The organism is Lentzea guizhouensis (assembly GCF_001701025.1).
Taxonomy (GTDB): Bacteria; Actinomycetota; Actinomycetes; order Mycobacteriales; family Pseudonocardiaceae; genus Lentzea; species Lentzea guizhouensis.
In genome coordinates this window covers 9,747,236-9,763,351 of record NZ_CP016793.1, presented here as the reverse complement: position 1 = coordinate 9,763,351, position 16,116 = coordinate 9,747,236, and the positions used below count along the sequence as shown (strand labels likewise).

15 protein-coding genes are annotated in these 16,116 nt (G+C 71.0%); 3 read left to right on the top strand and 12 right to left on the bottom strand.

The window, feature by feature from the left end; translation table 11 throughout:
- Entirely contained in the window at positions 1–330 is a 330-nt protein-coding gene (locus BBK82_RS46320; protein ID WP_065920586.1) for a condensation domain-containing protein, read from the top strand.
- Here BBK82_RS46320 and BBK82_RS46315 read toward each other — a convergent pair.
- The 4 genes from BBK82_RS46315 to BBK82_RS46300 are packed head-to-tail and all read right to left on the bottom strand — an operon-like array spanning position 323 to position 4,332.
- Positions 323–1,021: a class I SAM-dependent methyltransferase gene (locus BBK82_RS46315; protein ID WP_065920585.1), complete on the bottom strand. Its 699-nt coding sequence runs from the start codon at positions 1,019–1,021 to the stop codon at positions 323–325. The two genes, BBK82_RS46320 and BBK82_RS46315, sit on opposite strands and share 8 nt — an antisense overlap.
- Positions 1,014–1,679: a DUF3800 domain-containing protein gene (locus BBK82_RS46310; protein WP_065920584.1), complete on the bottom strand. Its 666-nt coding sequence runs from the start codon at positions 1,677–1,679 to the stop codon at positions 1,014–1,016. The genes BBK82_RS46315 and BBK82_RS46310 overlap by 8 nt, the downstream gene beginning before the upstream one ends.
- Positions 1,679–3,292 carry a vWA domain-containing protein gene (locus tag BBK82_RS46305; RefSeq protein WP_065920583.1) on the bottom strand — a complete coding sequence of 538 codons (1,614 nt, stop codon included), beginning with the start codon at positions 3,290–3,292 and terminating at the stop codon, positions 1,679–1,681. The genes BBK82_RS46310 and BBK82_RS46305 overlap by 1 nt, the downstream gene beginning before the upstream one ends.
- Positions 3,289–4,332, bottom strand: a complete 1,044-nt coding sequence (locus tag BBK82_RS46300; RefSeq protein ID WP_237047958.1) for an AAA family ATPase — start codon at positions 4,330–4,332, stop codon at positions 3,289–3,291. Before BBK82_RS46300 ends, BBK82_RS46305 begins: the two co-directional genes overlap by 4 nt.
- A 175-nt stretch (positions 4,333–4,507) precedes the next feature.
- Between BBK82_RS46300 and BBK82_RS49545 the strand changes: the two genes are divergently transcribed.
- Positions 4,508–6,181, top strand: a complete 1,674-nt coding sequence (locus BBK82_RS49545) for a cellulase family glycosylhydrolase (protein ID WP_170068081.1) — start codon at positions 4,508–4,510, stop codon at positions 6,179–6,181.
- Between the two features lie 39 nt (positions 6,182–6,220).
- On the opposite strand, the gene BBK82_RS46290 is transcribed toward BBK82_RS49545, so the two are convergent.
- The 3 genes from BBK82_RS46290 to BBK82_RS46280 all read right to left on the bottom strand — a co-directional run bounded on the left by BBK82_RS46290 (position 6,221) and on the right by BBK82_RS46280 (position 8,768).
- Positions 6,221–7,699 (bottom strand): glutamate-cysteine ligase family protein, encoded by a 1,479-nt coding sequence (locus BBK82_RS46290; protein WP_065921906.1) that lies wholly within the window; start codon positions 7,697–7,699, stop codon positions 6,221–6,223.
- A gap of 136 nt (positions 7,700–7,835) precedes the next feature.
- Positions 7,836–8,273 (bottom strand): RICIN domain-containing protein, encoded by a 438-nt coding sequence (locus BBK82_RS46285; RefSeq protein ID WP_065920581.1) that lies wholly within the window; start codon positions 8,271–8,273, stop codon positions 7,836–7,838.
- A gap of 15 nt (positions 8,274–8,288) precedes the next feature.
- Positions 8,289–8,768 carry an RICIN domain-containing protein gene (locus BBK82_RS46280; RefSeq protein WP_083268654.1) on the bottom strand — a complete coding sequence of 160 codons (480 nt, stop codon included), beginning with the start codon at positions 8,766–8,768 and terminating at the stop codon, positions 8,289–8,291.
- A gap of 240 nt (positions 8,769–9,008) precedes the next feature.
- Here BBK82_RS46280 and BBK82_RS48405 point away from each other — a divergent pair, with 240 nt between their 5' ends.
- A complete protein-coding gene (locus tag BBK82_RS48405; RefSeq protein WP_218920552.1) occupies positions 9,009–10,151 on the top strand; it encodes an AfsR/SARP family transcriptional regulator in 1,143 nt (380 codons plus the stop codon).
- Positions 10,152–11,807: 1,656 nt separating this feature from the next.
- Here BBK82_RS48405 and BBK82_RS46270 read toward each other — a convergent pair.
- Genes BBK82_RS46270 through BBK82_RS46250 form a run of 5 tightly spaced genes read right to left on the bottom strand, consistent with a single transcriptional unit; the run spans position 11,808 to position 16,087 of the window.
- Entirely contained in the window at positions 11,808–12,605 is a 798-nt protein-coding gene (locus tag BBK82_RS46270) for a carbohydrate ABC transporter permease (RefSeq protein ID WP_065921905.1), read from the bottom strand.
- A complete protein-coding gene (locus tag BBK82_RS46265; RefSeq protein ID WP_083268653.1) occupies positions 12,605–13,411 on the bottom strand; it encodes a carbohydrate ABC transporter permease in 807 nt (268 codons plus the stop codon). The genes BBK82_RS46270 and BBK82_RS46265 overlap by 1 nt, the downstream gene beginning before the upstream one ends.
- Positions 13,411–14,625 (bottom strand): ABC transporter substrate-binding protein, encoded by a 1,215-nt coding sequence (locus BBK82_RS46260; protein WP_065920578.1) that lies wholly within the window; start codon positions 14,623–14,625, stop codon positions 13,411–13,413. The genes BBK82_RS46265 and BBK82_RS46260 overlap by 1 nt, the downstream gene beginning before the upstream one ends.
- The gene (locus BBK82_RS46255) at positions 14,622–15,350 is read right to left on the bottom strand and encodes an amidohydrolase family protein (RefSeq protein ID WP_065920577.1); all 729 of its coding nucleotides are present in this window, start codon (positions 15,348–15,350) and stop codon (positions 14,622–14,624) included. The genes BBK82_RS46260 and BBK82_RS46255 overlap by 4 nt, the downstream gene beginning before the upstream one ends.
- The gene (locus tag BBK82_RS46250; RefSeq protein WP_065920576.1) at positions 15,347–16,087 is read right to left on the bottom strand and encodes a hypothetical protein; all 741 of its coding nucleotides are present in this window, start codon (positions 16,085–16,087) and stop codon (positions 15,347–15,349) included. The genes BBK82_RS46255 and BBK82_RS46250 overlap by 4 nt, the downstream gene beginning before the upstream one ends.
- Positions 16,088–16,116: the final 29 nt, after the last annotated feature.

The window sequence follows — 16,116 nt, the reverse complement described above, 5'->3', positions numbered from 1 at the left end:
ATGACGGTGCAGGTTCGGGCGGGGCTCGGCGTCGGACGCCTGGCCGCGGCGATGGACTCCCTGGTGGAACTGCACCCCGAACTGTGCCGCACCGGCTTCGCGCACCACGAGGTCACCGACCCCGCCGCCGCCACGCCCGCCGCACTGGCGGCCGCGGAGGCGGGGCTCGACCTGCGGGCGGGAGTGCTCGTGCAGGCCGTGTGGCTCGACGCGGGACCGGACCGGTCCGGGCGGATGGTGCTGGTGCTGCACGACATCGTGGCCGACCGGCTGCCGCGCATCCTGCCGTGGCTGGTGCAGGCGTGGAAGCAGCCGGCGCTGGTCAGCTGACGCGTTCGGCGACGAACACGAGCTCCCTGCCCGGCCGGTCCGGCGCGTCCCGCACGTCCACGACCCGATGACCGGTGGCGGTGAGGCTTTCCGCCACCTCGTCGTGCGAGCGGAACCGCAACGTCGAGTCCGACGCGAGCTCCGTGCCGTCCGGAAACCGGTAGGTGTGCCGGAACGACACGAACGGCAGGTCCACCGACAGCAGCTCGCGGACCTCCTCGACCCCGTCGACCATGCGCACGGTCGTCTCCGCCCAGCCCTCCCACGCCCTGGCCTCCGGCCGGCGGGTCTCGAACACGAGGTGCCCGCCCGGCCGCACCGCCGCGTGGATCCCGCGCAGCGTCGCCTCCCAGTCGTCGCCCAGGAACACCTGCGCCACGTTCCCGGTCATCACCGCGAGATCCACCCGCGGCGGGGGCAGGCTCGTCGCGTCGCCGTGGATCCACGTGACCGCCGAGGACTTCGCCCGTGCCAGCTCCAGCGACGCGAGCGCCGGGTCGACGCCGACCACCGTGCGCCCGGTCGACGCCAGCAACACCCCGAGGCATCCGGTCCCGCACCCGACGTCGAGCACGCTCGAAGCAGCAACCTCGTCCGCGATCCCCAGGTACAGCTCCAGGTCGTCGCGCTCCCCGTCGAACGCGTCGTAGACCGCCGCCAGCCGGGGCGACGAGAAGAGCAGATCAGGCATCCCACATCCCCATCACGAACGGTCGCAGCAACTCGATCACCTCGTGGTCCGGTCTGCCGTGCAGCTCCTCCTCCGCCACCCGCCGCGCGATCCCGGCGAGGAAGTCCGCCACCTGCACCCGCGCGTCGTACTGCGAGTCGACCAGGGTCAGGTCCTCCAGGCGCGGCGCCAGCTTCTTGAGCTGCCGGATGCGCCCGTCGGTCAGCGACAGCTGCTGGTCGTGCACGATCGACACCGGGCCACGCCACTGCGCCACGGCCCGCAGGATCGCCGGGAACAACGGGTCCAGCGCGCCGCGGGGGCCACGGGCGCGCAGCAGGTCGTTGTAGAGCTCCAACGGCCCGGTGACCGCGCCGAACTCCGCGCGCACCCGTGAGGCGAGGAACTGCCGCTTGTCGACGAGCTGCACCCGCGCCCTGCCGGCCAGCGGGCCGGACGGGCCGAGGAACCACAGCAGCACCCACCGGTTCTTCTGCCGCAGCAGGTGGTTCGCCTTGTACTCCACGGCCGGCGACTTGATCATCGACCGCAGCTCGGCCACGCACGCACCGGCGTCCTCGTGCGTCATGCGCACCCCCGCGTGCGCGAAGACCGCGGTGACGCCGCCGACGAGCTTCTCGCCCTCCGAACCCGACTCGTCACACGCGATCTCGACCATCACGACATCCGGAACACGGGGCCACGCGCGCGGAACGGCAGATGGGCGCCGGCGGGTATCAGGAAGGCGTGCTCCCGCCGGATCCGCAGCACGTCGCACCCTCCGTCGGTGATCACGAGGACCGGTCCGGCGGCGGGGAAGTCGCCGGCCCGTTCGAGCAGGTCGACACCGGGCTGCAGCACGGTTCCGCCGCGTCCGCGCACCTGTACCCGGCCCGCGATGTCCTCGACCGGCACGTATCCGGCGTCATATGCCATCGCGTCACAGAAGACCACGCGTGCGGCGGGCACGTCACGTGCCGCGGCATAGGAAGCGATGGCCCCCAACGCCTTGCCGAGCAGCTGGGGGTCCATCGAGCCGGACGTGTCGAGGACGACGCCGAACGTCGGCCGCGCCTCCAGCGACTCCGGCCGCACCCAGCCGGGGCGTGGGATGTCCGGAGTGGACGCTTGCCGGCGCGACGCCCGCGCGTAGGTCCGCCGTTTCTCCACCGCGGGGACGAACTCCTCGAACCACCGCGCCAGCTGCGCGTCCCACGACAGCGGCGGGTGCTCCAGCGCCCGGATCTCCTCGACCAGCCCGGCCGGCAGCAGCCCGCGGGCCGAGGTGTGGTGGCTCAGCCCGGTCAGCAGCGCGCGCCGGTAGAACTCGTCCAGGTCCGCGACGTCGGCCGGTCCGCGCAGGGGTTCGCCGAGCAGGTCGCCCTGGTGGTTGCCGCGCAACGTGAGCAGCTTGCGGTACCGGCGCAGGTCCACCGCGATCCGGTCGTAGACCGACTCCACCGACAGGCCGCGCAGATCAGGGTCGTGCAGCACACCGGACGGCGCCGTGCCGACGCCCATCTCCACCAGCCAGCCGTTGACCACGAAGTCCGCGGCGACGTTCCACAGGTACGCGTCCCGCCCGCCGACCCGGTCGCAGTGGCGCAGCGCGGCGTGCAGCATCTCGTGGGCGAGCACGAACCGCCACTCCTGCCGGGACAGGCTCGCCAGAGGGTTCACGTAGATCTCGGCGGACGCCGTGGACACCGCCGCGATCGAGATGTCCCAGCCCCGCGCCAGTTCCGCGTCCGCCACGACCGTCATCGTGGACGCGAGCGCGCCCAGCAGCGGGTAGTTCGACACGAACCACCCCAGCGCGAGCTCCCACTCGCTCTTCGCCGGCCGGCGGTCGGTCAACGACGACCGCGCGCCACCCGCGACGTCGATCGCCGCCACGGCCGCGTTGGACAGCCCCGCGGCGAACCGCTCCGCCCACCTCGCCGGATCCTCCGCGGGTCCGCCGCGCACGCACCGGCCCGGTTCCCAGGACTGCGGCCGGGTGCCGAGCCGGACCGCCGGCTGGAAGTCCAGCACCTCGTCGCACGAGTGCGTGCCGAAACCCAGGTGCAGCAGGCAGTGCGCGAACACCCACACCCACTCGTCCTCGCTCGCCCGCCGCGTCGGGTGGGCGAGCATCTCGCCGTCCAGCGAGATGTCCGCCCACGGGTGGCCGGAGCTCCGGCTCTGGAAGCTGCTCAGCGGCGCGAACAACGGGTGCAGGCGGATCTGGGCGCGGGCCGCCTCGAAGGCGAGTGCGGCCTGGTCGACGTGGGTCTTGCCGCGGCGGCTCATGCGCGTGCAGCGACCAGCCGGGGCAGGTCGCGGGTGACCTCGACGAGGAACCACGCGGGCAGCACCGGGTTGCCGTCGTCGTCGGCCGCGATCACCATCTGCGCGATCTCCAGCGACAGCTCCGCGAGCTCCAGCAGCAGCGCCTTGCCCCGGTGCGCGAGCTGCTTGCCCGCCGCCGGCGCGTGCGCCTTGTCGTGCGGCAGCTCCTTCACCAGCCGGGAGCGGAACGCCTCGGCCAGGAAGTAGAGCAGGTCGCGGTCCTGCGGCGCGGCCGGCCAGCGCACGTCGCCGCGCAGCACGGCCTCCAGCCCGAACGCGTGCCGCACGGTCTTCACGTACGCCTTGAACATCGACGCGTGGTTCGCGGTGAGCGTCCCGAACGCCAGCACGCCGATGATCTCCTCGGACACGTCCTCGCCGAACGAGTGCAGCGCGTCGGACAGCATGTGCCAGCCGCGCGGCGTCGAGAAGGTCTCCTCGACCTTGGGCGCCGCGCTCCACAGGTGGTCCGGCCGCTGGGTGAGGTAGTCGAGCACCCACGGGTGGATGCCGTTCTCCCGCGCCCACGCCAGCCAGTCGCGCGCCGACGCCGTGAGGTGCACGTGCACCATGCGGTTCACGAGTGCGGACGCCATCGGCCGCGCCAGTGCGTTGTCGACGGCCCGGTTGCCCGCACCGATCACGATCGAGCCCTTGGGCAGCTCGTAGGAGCCGATGCGGCGGTCCAGGATCAGCGAGTAGAACGCCTTCTGCACCTCCGGGCTGCTCGCGTTGAGCTCGTCGAGGAAGAGGCAGTACGGGTCCTGGCGCGCGATCGTCTCCGGCGGCGCGAAGCGGGACCGGCCACCGACCAGTTCCGGGACGCCGATCAGGTCTTCCGGGGCGAGCTGCGTGCCCAGCAGGGTCACGCACTCCAGGCCGAGCTCGGCGGCGAACTCGCGCACGAGCGAGGACTTGCCGATGCCCGGTGCTCCCCAGAGGAAGACCGGTCGGACGACGGCGACGTGCAGCAGCACTTCCGGGAGCTGTGCCGGTGTCACGGTGACTGTGGATCGCATCAGGTGGTCGAGGATGCCCCAGACAGCTGGTTCCGGTCGCCCCAATTTGTTGACACGGGCAGTGGTCCGGTGCTGTGATGCACCGCACAACTTTTAGGAAACCTTCTTAACTAAATCGTCGCCGCGCCCTGTTCTCACCCTGCACAGGAGGCACCCTGTGGCCAGATCCCTGTTGTTGGTCGTCCCGGCAGCATTAGTGCTCGCCGTGCCGGCCGTCGCGGTCGCCGCACCGGTCCAGTACCAGGCGGAGAACGCGTCGATCTCCAACGGCCTCGTCGAGTCCAACCACGCCGGCTTCACCGGTTCGGGCTTCGTCAACTACGACAACGAGGTCGGCAGCTCGGTCGAGTTCACCGTGACCGCCGCCAGTCCTGGACCCGCGACGCTCACCTTCCGGTTCGCCAACGGCCAGACGGCCAACCGCCCGATGGACATCTCGGTGAACGGCTCGCTGGCCGCGGACGAGCTCTCGTTCCCGAGCACGGGCGCGTGGACGTCCTGGACTACCCGTTCCACCGCGGTGACCCTGACCGCGGGCACCAACACGATCAGGACCGTCGCGACCACGTCCAACGGCGGCCCGAACCTGGACCGCGTCGACGTCGAAGCCCAGTCCGGCACGCCGGACACCGTCGCCCCGACGGCGCCAGGCAGCCTGCGCTCGACCGCCACCACGGCGACCTCGGTGTCGCTCGCGTGGAACGCGTCCACCGACAACGTGGGCGTGACCGGGTACGTGCTGTCCACCGGGCAGACCGCCACCGGCACCACGCACACCGTCTCCGGCCTCACGCCGGACACCCCGTACACCTTCACCGTCCAGGCACGCGACGCGGCGGGCAACCTGTCCGGCGCCTCGAACTCGATTTCGGTGCGCACCCAGCCCGGCGGCACCAGGCCGCATGACGTCAACGGCCTGCTGCGGGTGTGCGGTGTGCAGCTCTGCAACCAGTACGGCAAGCCGGTCCAGCTGCGCGGCATGAGCACGCACGGCATCCAGTGGTACCACCAGTGCTCCAAGTCCCAGTGGTGGGACGCGCTGGTGAACGACTGGAACGCGGACTTCATCCGCGTCGCCATGTACATCCAGGAGGACGGGTACGAGACCGACCCCCGCCGGTTCACCGACATGGTGCACGGCTACATCGAGGAAGCCACCCGCCGCGGCATCTACGTGCTGGTCGACTGGCACCAGCTCGACCCCGGTGACCCGAACTACAACCTGTCCCGCGCCAAGACGTTCTTCACGGAGATCGCCAACCGGCACAAGGACAAGACCAACATCATCTACGACATCGCCAACGAGCCGAACAACGTCTCGTGGTCGCGGGTCAAGTCCTACGCAGAACAGATGATCCCGGTCATCCGCACCATCGACCCGGACAGCCTCATCGTCTCGGGCACGAACGGCTGGTCGACGTTCGGCCACTCCGACGGCGACAGCCCGTCCGAGGTGCTGAACAACCGGGTCAACGCGACCAACTTCATGTACTCGTTCCACTTCTACGCCCAGGCCCACCGGGATGAGTACCTGAGCGTCCTGGACCAGGTGTCGAGCCAGGTCCCCGTGTTCGTGACCGAGTTCGGCACGCAGGCCGCGTCCGGCGGTGGCACGAACGACTTCACGATGTCGCAGAGGTACGTCGACCTGATGGCCCGCAAGAAGATCTCGTGGGCCAACTGGAACTTCTCCGACGACGGCCTGACCGGCGCGGTGTTCAAGACCGGCACCTGCTCGGGCACGGCGTTCGCGGGCACCGGTGTGCTGAAGCCGGCCGGTGTGTGGGTGCGTGAGCGCATCAGGACGCCGGACGACTTCCCGACGTCCTGAGCCCGTCGAGGGGTGGTCGCTCCCGCGGCCACCCCTCGCTCACGTCAGGGGCCAGGTGTGCACCGGCTCGTTGGCGTGCATCAGCTCCACATAGGACTTGAGCATCGTGCGCAACGCGTCCGCGCGGTCCAGGTGCGTGTGGTCGTAGTGCCGGTGGAACTCCCGCGCCTGCCAGGTGGCCCCGTTGACGCCGGCCAGGCACCGCTGCTCGATGACGCCCAGCAACCGGTCGCGCTCCGCCGAGTCGACGCCCCACCGGATCAGCCCCTCGTGCGCGAGCGGCAGCAACCGGCGCAGCACCAGCTCGACCACCGGCACCGTGCCGACACCGGGCCAGTACATCTGCGCGTCCATGCCGTTGCGCGCGGCCGCGTTGAAGTTCTCCTCGGCGGCCTGGAAGCTCATCTGCGACCACAGTGGACGCTCGTCCTCCGCCAGCGCCCGCACCAGCCCGAAGTACAGCGCCGCGTTCGCGAGCGTGTCCACGATCGTCGGGCCGGCGGGCAGCACCCGGTTCTCGACCCGCAGGTGCGGCCGGTCGCGCACCACGTCGTACACCGGCCGGTTCCAGCGGTAGATGGTGCCGTTGTGCAGCTTCAGCTCGCTCAACGTCGGCGTGTCACCCTTGTCGAGCACGGCCAGCGGGTCCTCGTCGTCGCAGATCGGCAGCAACGCGGGGAAGTACCTGACGTTCTCCTCGAACAGGTCGAAGATCGAGTTGATCCACCGCTCGCCGAACCACACCCGCGGCCGCACGCCCTGCGCCTTCAGCTCGTCGCCACGGGTGTCGGTGGCCTGCTGGAAGAGCGCGATCCTGGTCTCCCGCCACAGCTCCTTGCCGAGGAAGAACGGCGAGTTCGCCCCCACCGCCACCTGCACGCCCGCGATGGCCTGCGCGGCGTTCCAGTAGGCCGGGAACTGCTCCGGGCTCACCTGCAGGTGCAGCTGCGTGCTCGTGCAGGCCGCCTCGGGCACGATCGAGCTGGCCGTGAGGTGCAGCCGCTCGACCCCGTCGATGGAGATCTGCAGGTCCTCCCCGCGCGCCGCCAGCACCTGCTCGTTGAGCAGCGCGTACCGCGGGTTGCTCGACAGCAGACCCGGCTCGAGGTGCTTGGTCCGCAACGTAGGCAGGATCCCGTTGACGACCATGTGCGCGCCGACCTCACGCGCCTTCTCCTCGGCGTCGTTGAGGCTCCGGCGCACGGTCTCCTCGAACGCCGTGATCCCACCGCCCGCGAGCCGGCGCGGGGCCACGTTGATCTCGATGTTCCACTGCCCGAGCTCGGTCACGAAGTCCGGGTCGTCGATGACCTGCAACGCCTCGTGGTTCTTCATCGCCGGATCGCCGTGCTCGTCGATCAGGTTGATCTCGATCTCCAGGCCGGTCATCGGCCTCTCGAAGTCGAACCGCGCCTCGCGCAACATGCGCGCGAACACGTCGAGGCACCGCCGCACCTTCGTCCGGTACCGCGTGCGGTCCTCGCGCGTGAACTCGTGCTTCGCGACGTCCTCGCCCATGGTGGCCTCCCTGCGGTCGAGGGAACACCTCACCACTTTGCACCATGGTTGATCAATCCGACACCCGTGGGAGGAGTTCCGGCACCACACGAGACAGCGGCGGGCCATCCGGGGGACGACCCGCCGCCCGCCTTGGTCACCCGCCGGTGAACACCCACTGCGACGTCGTCGAGCAGGTGCGCAGCTCGACCGGTGCCGCCTGGCCGCCGCTGCCGTACAGGCACCGGCCGGTCTGGACGTGCCTGAACAGCCTCGGCTGGCCGGAGGTCGAGGACCAGCCCGCGGCCGGGGACGAGCACGCCGCGGTGAACACGGCGTTCCCGGTACCGGCCAGGCACAGCGCGGTGGCGACGTTGCGGAACTTGCCCGGCGCGTAGTCGTCCCACCTCTGGTAGTCGCTGCCGGTGCACGGGGACGTGTAGACGTCACCGCGGTCGTTCGTGGTCAGGCATGCGAGCGTGGTCGCGTGCCTGATCGTGTGGACGGCCGCGGCGCCGGTGTCCGCGGTGGCGGTCACCGGGGTGAGCGCGAGCAGCAGTGCCGCCGCCGTGCCACTTGCGAACGTGAGCTTCATGATCGGACCCCTCGGTCAGCCGGCTGCGAGGGTGCTCCAGCGCGTCGCCGAGCCGCAGGCGGCCAGGCCCACGGCCGAGCCGTGACCGCCTGCGTTGTGCAGGCAGACGCCGGTCGTCGCGTGCTTGATGTGCTTGGGCGAGCCGGACGTGGTGGTCCAGTTCGTGGAGCCCGCCGCGCAGTTCGCGGTGGTGAAGACGGAGTTGCCGTTGGAGCCCAGGCACCGCTGGGTCGCCTTGTTCCTGAACTTGCCAGGCGTGTAGTTCTCCCACTCCTGGTAGTCGTTGCCGTTGCAGTTGTGCGTGTAGACGGCGCCCGCGGCGTTCGAGTCGAGGCAGGTGCGCACGCTCGCGTGCTTGATGTTGATGCCGGCGGCCTCTTGCTGGCCCGTGGTCGCCGTGGCCGTGCCGGAGGCGGCGCCGAGCAGCAGAGTGGCCGCCGCCGCGACCGCCGCACCGGTGCCGACGAACCGGCGCGTCATTCCCCTGAATTCCATGATGATTTCCCCTCGATTTCGACCACGGGTTTTCGCGGTCGGTGAGAAAACTACGAATCCGGGCTACATGCCCTCTACACGCGATCTACAGAAATCATTTGGTCCCTCATGTGGTTGCTAGTTGTCAACTTTTTGGCTCCCTTTTGGACTGTCCCGTCGTCGTGTCCGTGGTGCTACCGTGCGTAGTCAGCGACGGAAGCCGGGTGGGGAGCCTTGGGGAACATCGCGAGGTTCGGGATCTTGGGACCGCTGCACGTCACGCACGCGGGGGCGGTGCTGAAGCCGGGTGGGGCGCGGCAGCGGACGTTGCTGGCGGCACTGCTCGTACGTGCGGGAAAGCCGGTCAGCCTGAACGGCATCGTGGACGCGCTGTGGGGGGAGAACCCGCCGGCGAGTGCGGTGGCGAACGTGCACACGCACGTGAACCGGCTCCGCAGCGCCCTCAAACAGATCGGCCTGGACGGGCTGCTGGTCACGGACAGCAGCAGCTACCGGTTGCTGGTGGAGCCCGACCAGCTCGACAGCGAGGCGTTCGCGCGGGCGGCGGAAGAAGCGCGCGCGGCGTTGAATGCGAATGACCCGGCCAAGGCGGTCGCCTTTTGGCAGGAGGCGTGGTCGTGGTGGCGCGGGGGACTGCTGGAGGACGTGCCGCGGGCCGGGTGGCTCGAGGCCGAGGCGGTGCGGTTGCAGGAGATGGCGGCCGCGGCGCGGGAGGACTTCGCGGACGCGCGGTTCGCGGCCGGGCAGTTCGGGTGCCTGATCACGGAGCTGTCGGCGCTGGTCAAGGAGGAGCCGCTCAAGGAAGGGCTGTGGCGGCGGCTGATGCTCGCGCAGCACCGGCTGGGGCGGCGGGCGGAGGCGCTGGAGACCTACCGGGCGGTGCGCGAGGTGCTCGTGGAGGCGCTCGGGGTGGAGCCGTGCGCGCAGATCCAGGAGCTGCACCAGGAGGTGCTGCGCGGGGAGGCGCGGACGGTGCCGCCGATGCAGCTGCCCACCGACGCCGGGAACTTCACCGGGCGGGAGCGGGAGGTCGCGGAGCTGCGGCAGCTGCTCGCGAGCCGGACGGTCGTGGCCGTCACCGGCAAGGCGGGGGTCGGCAAGACGACGCTGGCCGTGCGGGTCGCGCACCGGACCGGGTTCGACGGCGGGAAGCTCTACGTCCGGCTGGGCGGCACGCACGCGCCGCGTGACCCGGCGGCGGTGCTCACCGAGCTGCTGGTCGGGCTGGGCGTGCACCGCACGCCGTGCCGGAGGACCGGGAGGCCGCCCGCCTCTACCGCTCCCAGCTCGCCGCCCGGCAGGTGCTGGTCGTGCTCGACGACGCGGCGAACATGGCGCAGGTCCGGCCGCTGCTGCCGGGCACGGCCGGGTCCGCGGTGCTGATCACCAGCCGGGTGCAGCTGGTCGAGGCGCACACGGTCCACCTCGACGTGCTCGACGCGGCGGACGCGGTGCGGATGCTCGCCTCGATCGCCGGGCGGTCCCGGCTCACCGCGGAACCGGCCGCGGCCAGGGCGGTGGCGCGCTACTGCGGCAACCTGCCGCTGGCGTTGCGGATCGCGGGGTCACGGCTGGCGCGCCGGACGCACTGGACGGTCGGGCGGCTCGCGGAGCGGCTGGCCGACGAGGGCACCCGGCTCAACGAGCTGCGCATCGACGACCTGGAGGCACGCGCCAGCCTCGCGCTGAGCTACGAGGCGCTCGGGCACGACCAGCGGCGGGCGTTCCGGTTGCTGAGCCTGCTCGACGTGCCGGACTTCCCCGGCTGGGTGGCGGGGCCGCTGCTCGACGTCGCGGTGCCGGACGCGGAGGAGATCGTCGACGGCCTGGCCGACGTGCACCTGCTGGAACCCGCCGGACCCGGCCGCTACCGGTTCCACGACCTGCTGCGGGTCTTCGGCCGGGAACGCGCGCACTCCGACGACCCCGACCGGGCGCGGGCGGTGCGGCGGGCGTTCACCGCCTGGCTCGACCTGGCCGCGCGGGCGGAGTCCGGGCTCGCGAGCCGGTTCCTCAAGGTGCGGCTGGAGGTCGAGGACGCGGGCCTGGACGAGGCCACCACCACCCGGTTGCTCGCCGAGCCGCTGGCGTTCCTCGAAGCCGAACGCGACGCGCTGGTCGCCGTCGTCGAGCAGGCGCTGCAACTCGGCCTGACCGCGCTCGCCGCGGACACCGCCGGTGTGCTGACCACGTTGTTCGACCTGCGCAGCCACTACGACCTGTGGCGGCACACGCACGAGCTCGCGCTGGCCGCCGCGCAGCGGCACGGTGAGACCAGGCGGACCGCGGTCCTGCACCAGGGCCTCGGTGCGCTGGCGTTCTACCGCGACCGGTTCGGTGAGGCCCGCACGCACTTCGCGCAGGCGCAACGGCTGTTCCGGGACATCGGCGAGCTGCGGGGCCAGGCCTACGCCGACCTCGGGCTGGGCAGCGTCGAGGAGTTCCACGGCCGCCACGACGAGGCGGCGGACCACCTCACCCGTGCCGAGGCCGGGTTCCACCGGTGCTCCGACGCGTTCGGTGGCGCGTTCGCCCTGCAAGGGCTCGGGGTGGTGCGGCGCAACCAGGACCGGCTGGAGGAGGCGGGGGCGTTCCTCGACCGCGCGCTGGCCGTCTTCGGTGAGCTGGACTCCGCGTACGGCCGGGCGTGCGTGCTGTTCAGCTACGGCCTGCACCACAACGCGCGCGGTGACCTGGCGGCGACCGAGAACGCGATGGTGGCGGCCATCGGCCTGTTCCGGACGGCGTCCTGCCCGCGTGACGAGGCGCTGGCGCTGCACGTGCTCGCCGCCATCCACGCCCAGCAGGGCGACGCGGGCCGGGCGGCGGCGTTGATGGCGCAGTCGCAGACGGCGTTCTCGCCGGAGGAGGAGAGCGTCGGCAAGGCGGAGACGCTGTACAGCCTGGGCTGGGTCGCCTACCGCAACCGGCGCTTCGACGCGGCGGGGGAGTGCTTCGCCGCGGCGCTGCGGCTCTTCGAACGGTTCGGCATGCCGATGCACCTGGTCAGGACCAGGGCCGCACTGCACAGCACGGGACTCACCTGCCCCGACCGCTGATCACGCCGGCCAGGTGCCGTTGCAGCAGCCAGAACACCAGCAGGCACGGCAGCGCGGTGACGGTCGCGGCGGACATCAGCTCGGCGATGCCCAGCTTTCCGGAGTCCATGGTGGACAGTCCGAGCGTCAGCGTGCGCGTGGTCGTGGAGTTCGTGACCACCAACGGCCAGAGGAAGTCGTTCCAGTGCCACAGGAACACGAACACCCCTAGCGTCGCGAGCACCGGCCGGCACAACGGCAGCACGACGTGCCAGTACGTCCGCCAGTCACCCGCCCCGTCGACCCGCACCGCGTCGAAGACCTCGCCCGGCAACGCCAGGATGAACTGCCGCAGCAGCAGAACCGCCTGCGCGTTGGCCAGGGTCGGCACGACCAGACCCCAGTAGGTGTCCACCCAGCCCAGTGCCGCCACCAGCAACAGCAACGGCACCACCACCGCGTGGAACGGCACCATCAACGTCGACACGATCGACCACAGCAGCAGGTCCCGGCCACGGAAACGCTTGCGCGCGAACACGTACGCGGCCATGGACGCCGACAGCAGCACGGCCGCCACCGAGACCACCGCGTACACCAGCGTGTTGAGCGTCCACCGCGCGAAGTCCTCCGCCGCCAGCACCGCCGCGAAGTTGCGCAACGTCAACGACCCCGGCAGCGCGTGGGGCAGCGTCGGCGCACCCGGCGGTGACAACGCCACCAGCACCATCACCACGAACGGCACGAGCGCGAACAGCGTCACCACCGCCAGCACCACGACCGGCCACCGGGAGGACCGCATCACGAACCCCGCTCGAACACCCGCCGCTGGGTCAGCGCCACCAGCAGCACCACCGCCCACAGCACGATCCCGGCCGCCGCCGCGTGCCCGAGGTCGAACATCCGGAACGCGTGGTCGTACACCGCGTACGCCAGCGTGTAGCTCGCGCGCATCGGACCGCCCCCGGTCATGACGTAGATGGTGTCGAAGACCTGGAACGCGCCGATCGTCTCGACCACCACGACGAAGAACAACGCCGGCCGCAGGAACGGCAGCAGCACGTGCCGCAACCGCTGCCAGGCGCTCGCCCCGTCGACCTTGGCCGCGTCCACGCAGTCGGGCGGCACGTCCTGCAGCCCGGCGAAGAGCACCAGCATCGAGTAGCCGAACCCCTTCCACACGCTCACCACGGCGAGCGCGGGCAGCACCAGCGACGGGTGGTCCAGGACCCCCAGCGGCTCGAACAGCCACCGCCACACCACACCGGCGAGGACCAGGCTGGTCACGTACGGGGTGAGCAACGCCGTGCGGAACCAGCTCCGCGCCCACGTGACCCTGCGCAGCAGCAACGCCGTGCCCAGCGCCACGAGCACGGTCAGCGGCACGCAGATCGCGACGTAGACGAGCGTGGTGCGCAGGCTGGTCAGGAACGTCCCGCTGCCGGCGAGGTCGCGGTAGTTCGCCACACCGGTGAACGTCCAGCCGCCGCCGAGGTCGTGTTCGGTCAGGCTCATCCCCACCGCACCCGCCACCGGCACCACCCGGAACAGGCCGAACAGCACCAGCACCGGCAGCAGGAAGAGCAGGGTGGTGAGCTTGCCGCGCATCAGCCGCCGAGCATCCCGTCGACCTCGGTGGCGGCGTCGGCGAGCGCCTGCTCGGGGCTCGACCTGCCCAGCAGCGCGGCCTGCAGGTGCGGTGCCAGCAGGCTCATCACCTTGCGCGCCTGCGGATGCGGGTCACCGGCGGAGGCGTCCGGCAGCGCGTCGAGGAAGCCCCTGGCCACCTCGTCCGCCGGTGCCGGCACGTCGGTCCACGGCGCGAAGAAGTCCGACCGCGCACACAGCTCGTCGACCACCTCCGGTGAGCTGAGGTGGGCGAGCACCTTCTTCGCGGCCGCGGTGTTCTTCGCGTTGCGCACCAACGACAACGCGCCGGGCTGGCCGAACGACGCCCGCACCTTCCCCTGCAGCGGCAGGCCGATCACGGTGTTCTCCTGGCCGATGCCCGCCATGATGCCGCGGGCCTCCGCCGCGGTCGTGACGTGGCTCATCGCCGCCCGTCCCTGCGCCACCGGGTCGTCCTTGACGCTGCTCTTGCGGGTCGTGACGTCCGCCGGCAGCCCGCCCGCCGCCTTGAGGTCGACCAGGAACCGCAGCGCCGCGACACCTTCCGGCGACGAGAACGCACTGCGTCTGCCGTCCGCGCTGAACACCGACCCGCCCGCCTGCCACAGCAGCGGGTAGAAGGTGATGTTGAGCGTCTCCTCGGCGGAACCGGGGTAGTCGAGCACCGGCACACCCCTGGCCGCGAGCTTCGGCGCGGCGGCCCTGACCTCGTCCCACGTCCGCGGCAGCGCGGTGATCCCCGCCTCGGCGAACAGCTTGCGGTTGTACACGGTGGTCGTGACGGTCTGGTACAGCGGCACCCCGTAGACCTCACCCCGCACGGTGAGCGAGGTGACCGCCGCCGGCCGGAACGCGCGTCCGCTCGCCGCCACGACATCGCCGACCGGCTGGAGAGCGCGCTGGCCGACGTACTGCGGGATCATGTCCGGCTGCAGCAGCACGATGTCCGGGCCGCTGCCGGACAGCAGCGCCGTGCCGATCTTCTCCTGCCGCGCGGCCCACGGCTGGAGCTGGATCCGCAGGTCGATGTCGTGCGCGGCCTCGAAGCCGGTCTCCACCTCGTGCCAGAACGCCTTGCTCCTGGGTTCGTCGTCGATGATCGGGTACATCCACAGCGTGACGACGTCGTCGGGCGCGGGCGCACCGCAGGCCGCGAGGGACAACGCCAGCAGGGCCGCCAGCCGGCGCCTCACACCGGGATCCCGAAGAGGTCGGCGGCGTTGCGCCACATCACGTGCTCGTACTCGTCTTCGGACAGCTCCGCGTCCATGACCACGCCGAGCGCGATCGCCGGGTCCACGAGCGTGCTGTCGGTGCCGAACAGCACCTGCTCGACCGGCACCCGGTCGAGTGCGTGGCGGAAGCGGTCCCGGTCGGTGACCGAGCAGCAGGGCTCCAGGTACAGCCGGTCGGCGCGGACCGCGGCCTCGACCGCCGTCCGCCACGCGGGCCCGCCCATGTGCCCGGCGATGACCCGCAGGCGCGGGTGCTGCTCGAGCACGTCGACGAGGCTCAGCACGCTGTCGTCCCAGGTGTGCACCAGCACCGGCAGCCCGGCGTCGGCGGCCATCCCCAGCGCCTCCCTGGTCGCCGTGGACGTCAGCGGCAACGCCGGGTAGGTCGTGTGGATCTTCACGCCCACGAACCGCTTCGTGTCCGCATAACGCTCCAACTCGCGCTCGGCCTCGTTGAGCTCGTTCGGGTTGATGACGATGTATCCGAGCAGACGCGGCTGTTCTGCCAGTGCCTGCGCCATCCACCTGTTGCCGCTCACCATGTCGTAGGTGACGGCCTCCGACGCGGACACGATCTGCAGGTCGATGCCGTAGCGGTCCATGAGCCGGATGTTCACGTCGACGGTCCCCACATCCGTCGAGAAGAACCACGGTCCCGCGTGCGCGTGCACGTCGATGATCACTGGACGTCTTCCAGCCACGCCGTGGCCGTTCCCCCGGCCACCTGCCGCCACTCGTCGTCACCCAGGCCGGACATGCGCAGCCGCAACGCCGACGGCATGACGTCGTGCACCGGCGCCCGCGACCCGTACGCCAGGTGGTGCGCCCCGACCTCCCCGGCGATCCGCTCGATCGAGTCCGGCCCGACGAGCATCCGCGTCGAGGCCACGAACCCCGGCTCACGGCGGGCCAGCACCACGAAGTCCGCCACCTTGTAGGCGTGCACGTCCAGGAAGCACACGCGTGTGCCGCTGAACGCCGGCCAGTACCGGCTGACGTCCCCGCTCGTGAGCAGCACCAGCCCGTGCGCGACCGCCGTGCCGATGACGTGCCGCAGCCCTGGTGACTCCGGCTCCACCCACTGCTCCGGTGGGAAGAGCCGCAGCAGCTGCACCCCCTCGGCCGCCATACGCGCGATCTCGGTCTCGGCCGTCAAGGCGTCCCGGATGTCCACGGTGCCCACGGGCACATGGCCGGTCTGCTCGGTCACCTTGCGCATCTCGTCGTTGCCCGAGCACGCGTCGAACAGCCCGCCTCGCAACGAGCACAGCAATCCGCGCGCAATGCCGTGGCGAGAAAGTTGCTCACCAACGGCGTCCATCGACGCGTCGAGGTTGCGGCTCGGCAGCGCGCCGAAGAGCACGTCGACGTCGAACGCGATCTCGTGTCGTGCGTGCACCGTGTGGGGGAGGGCCACCATGACCGGCAGCCTGCTGATGGCCCCTACAC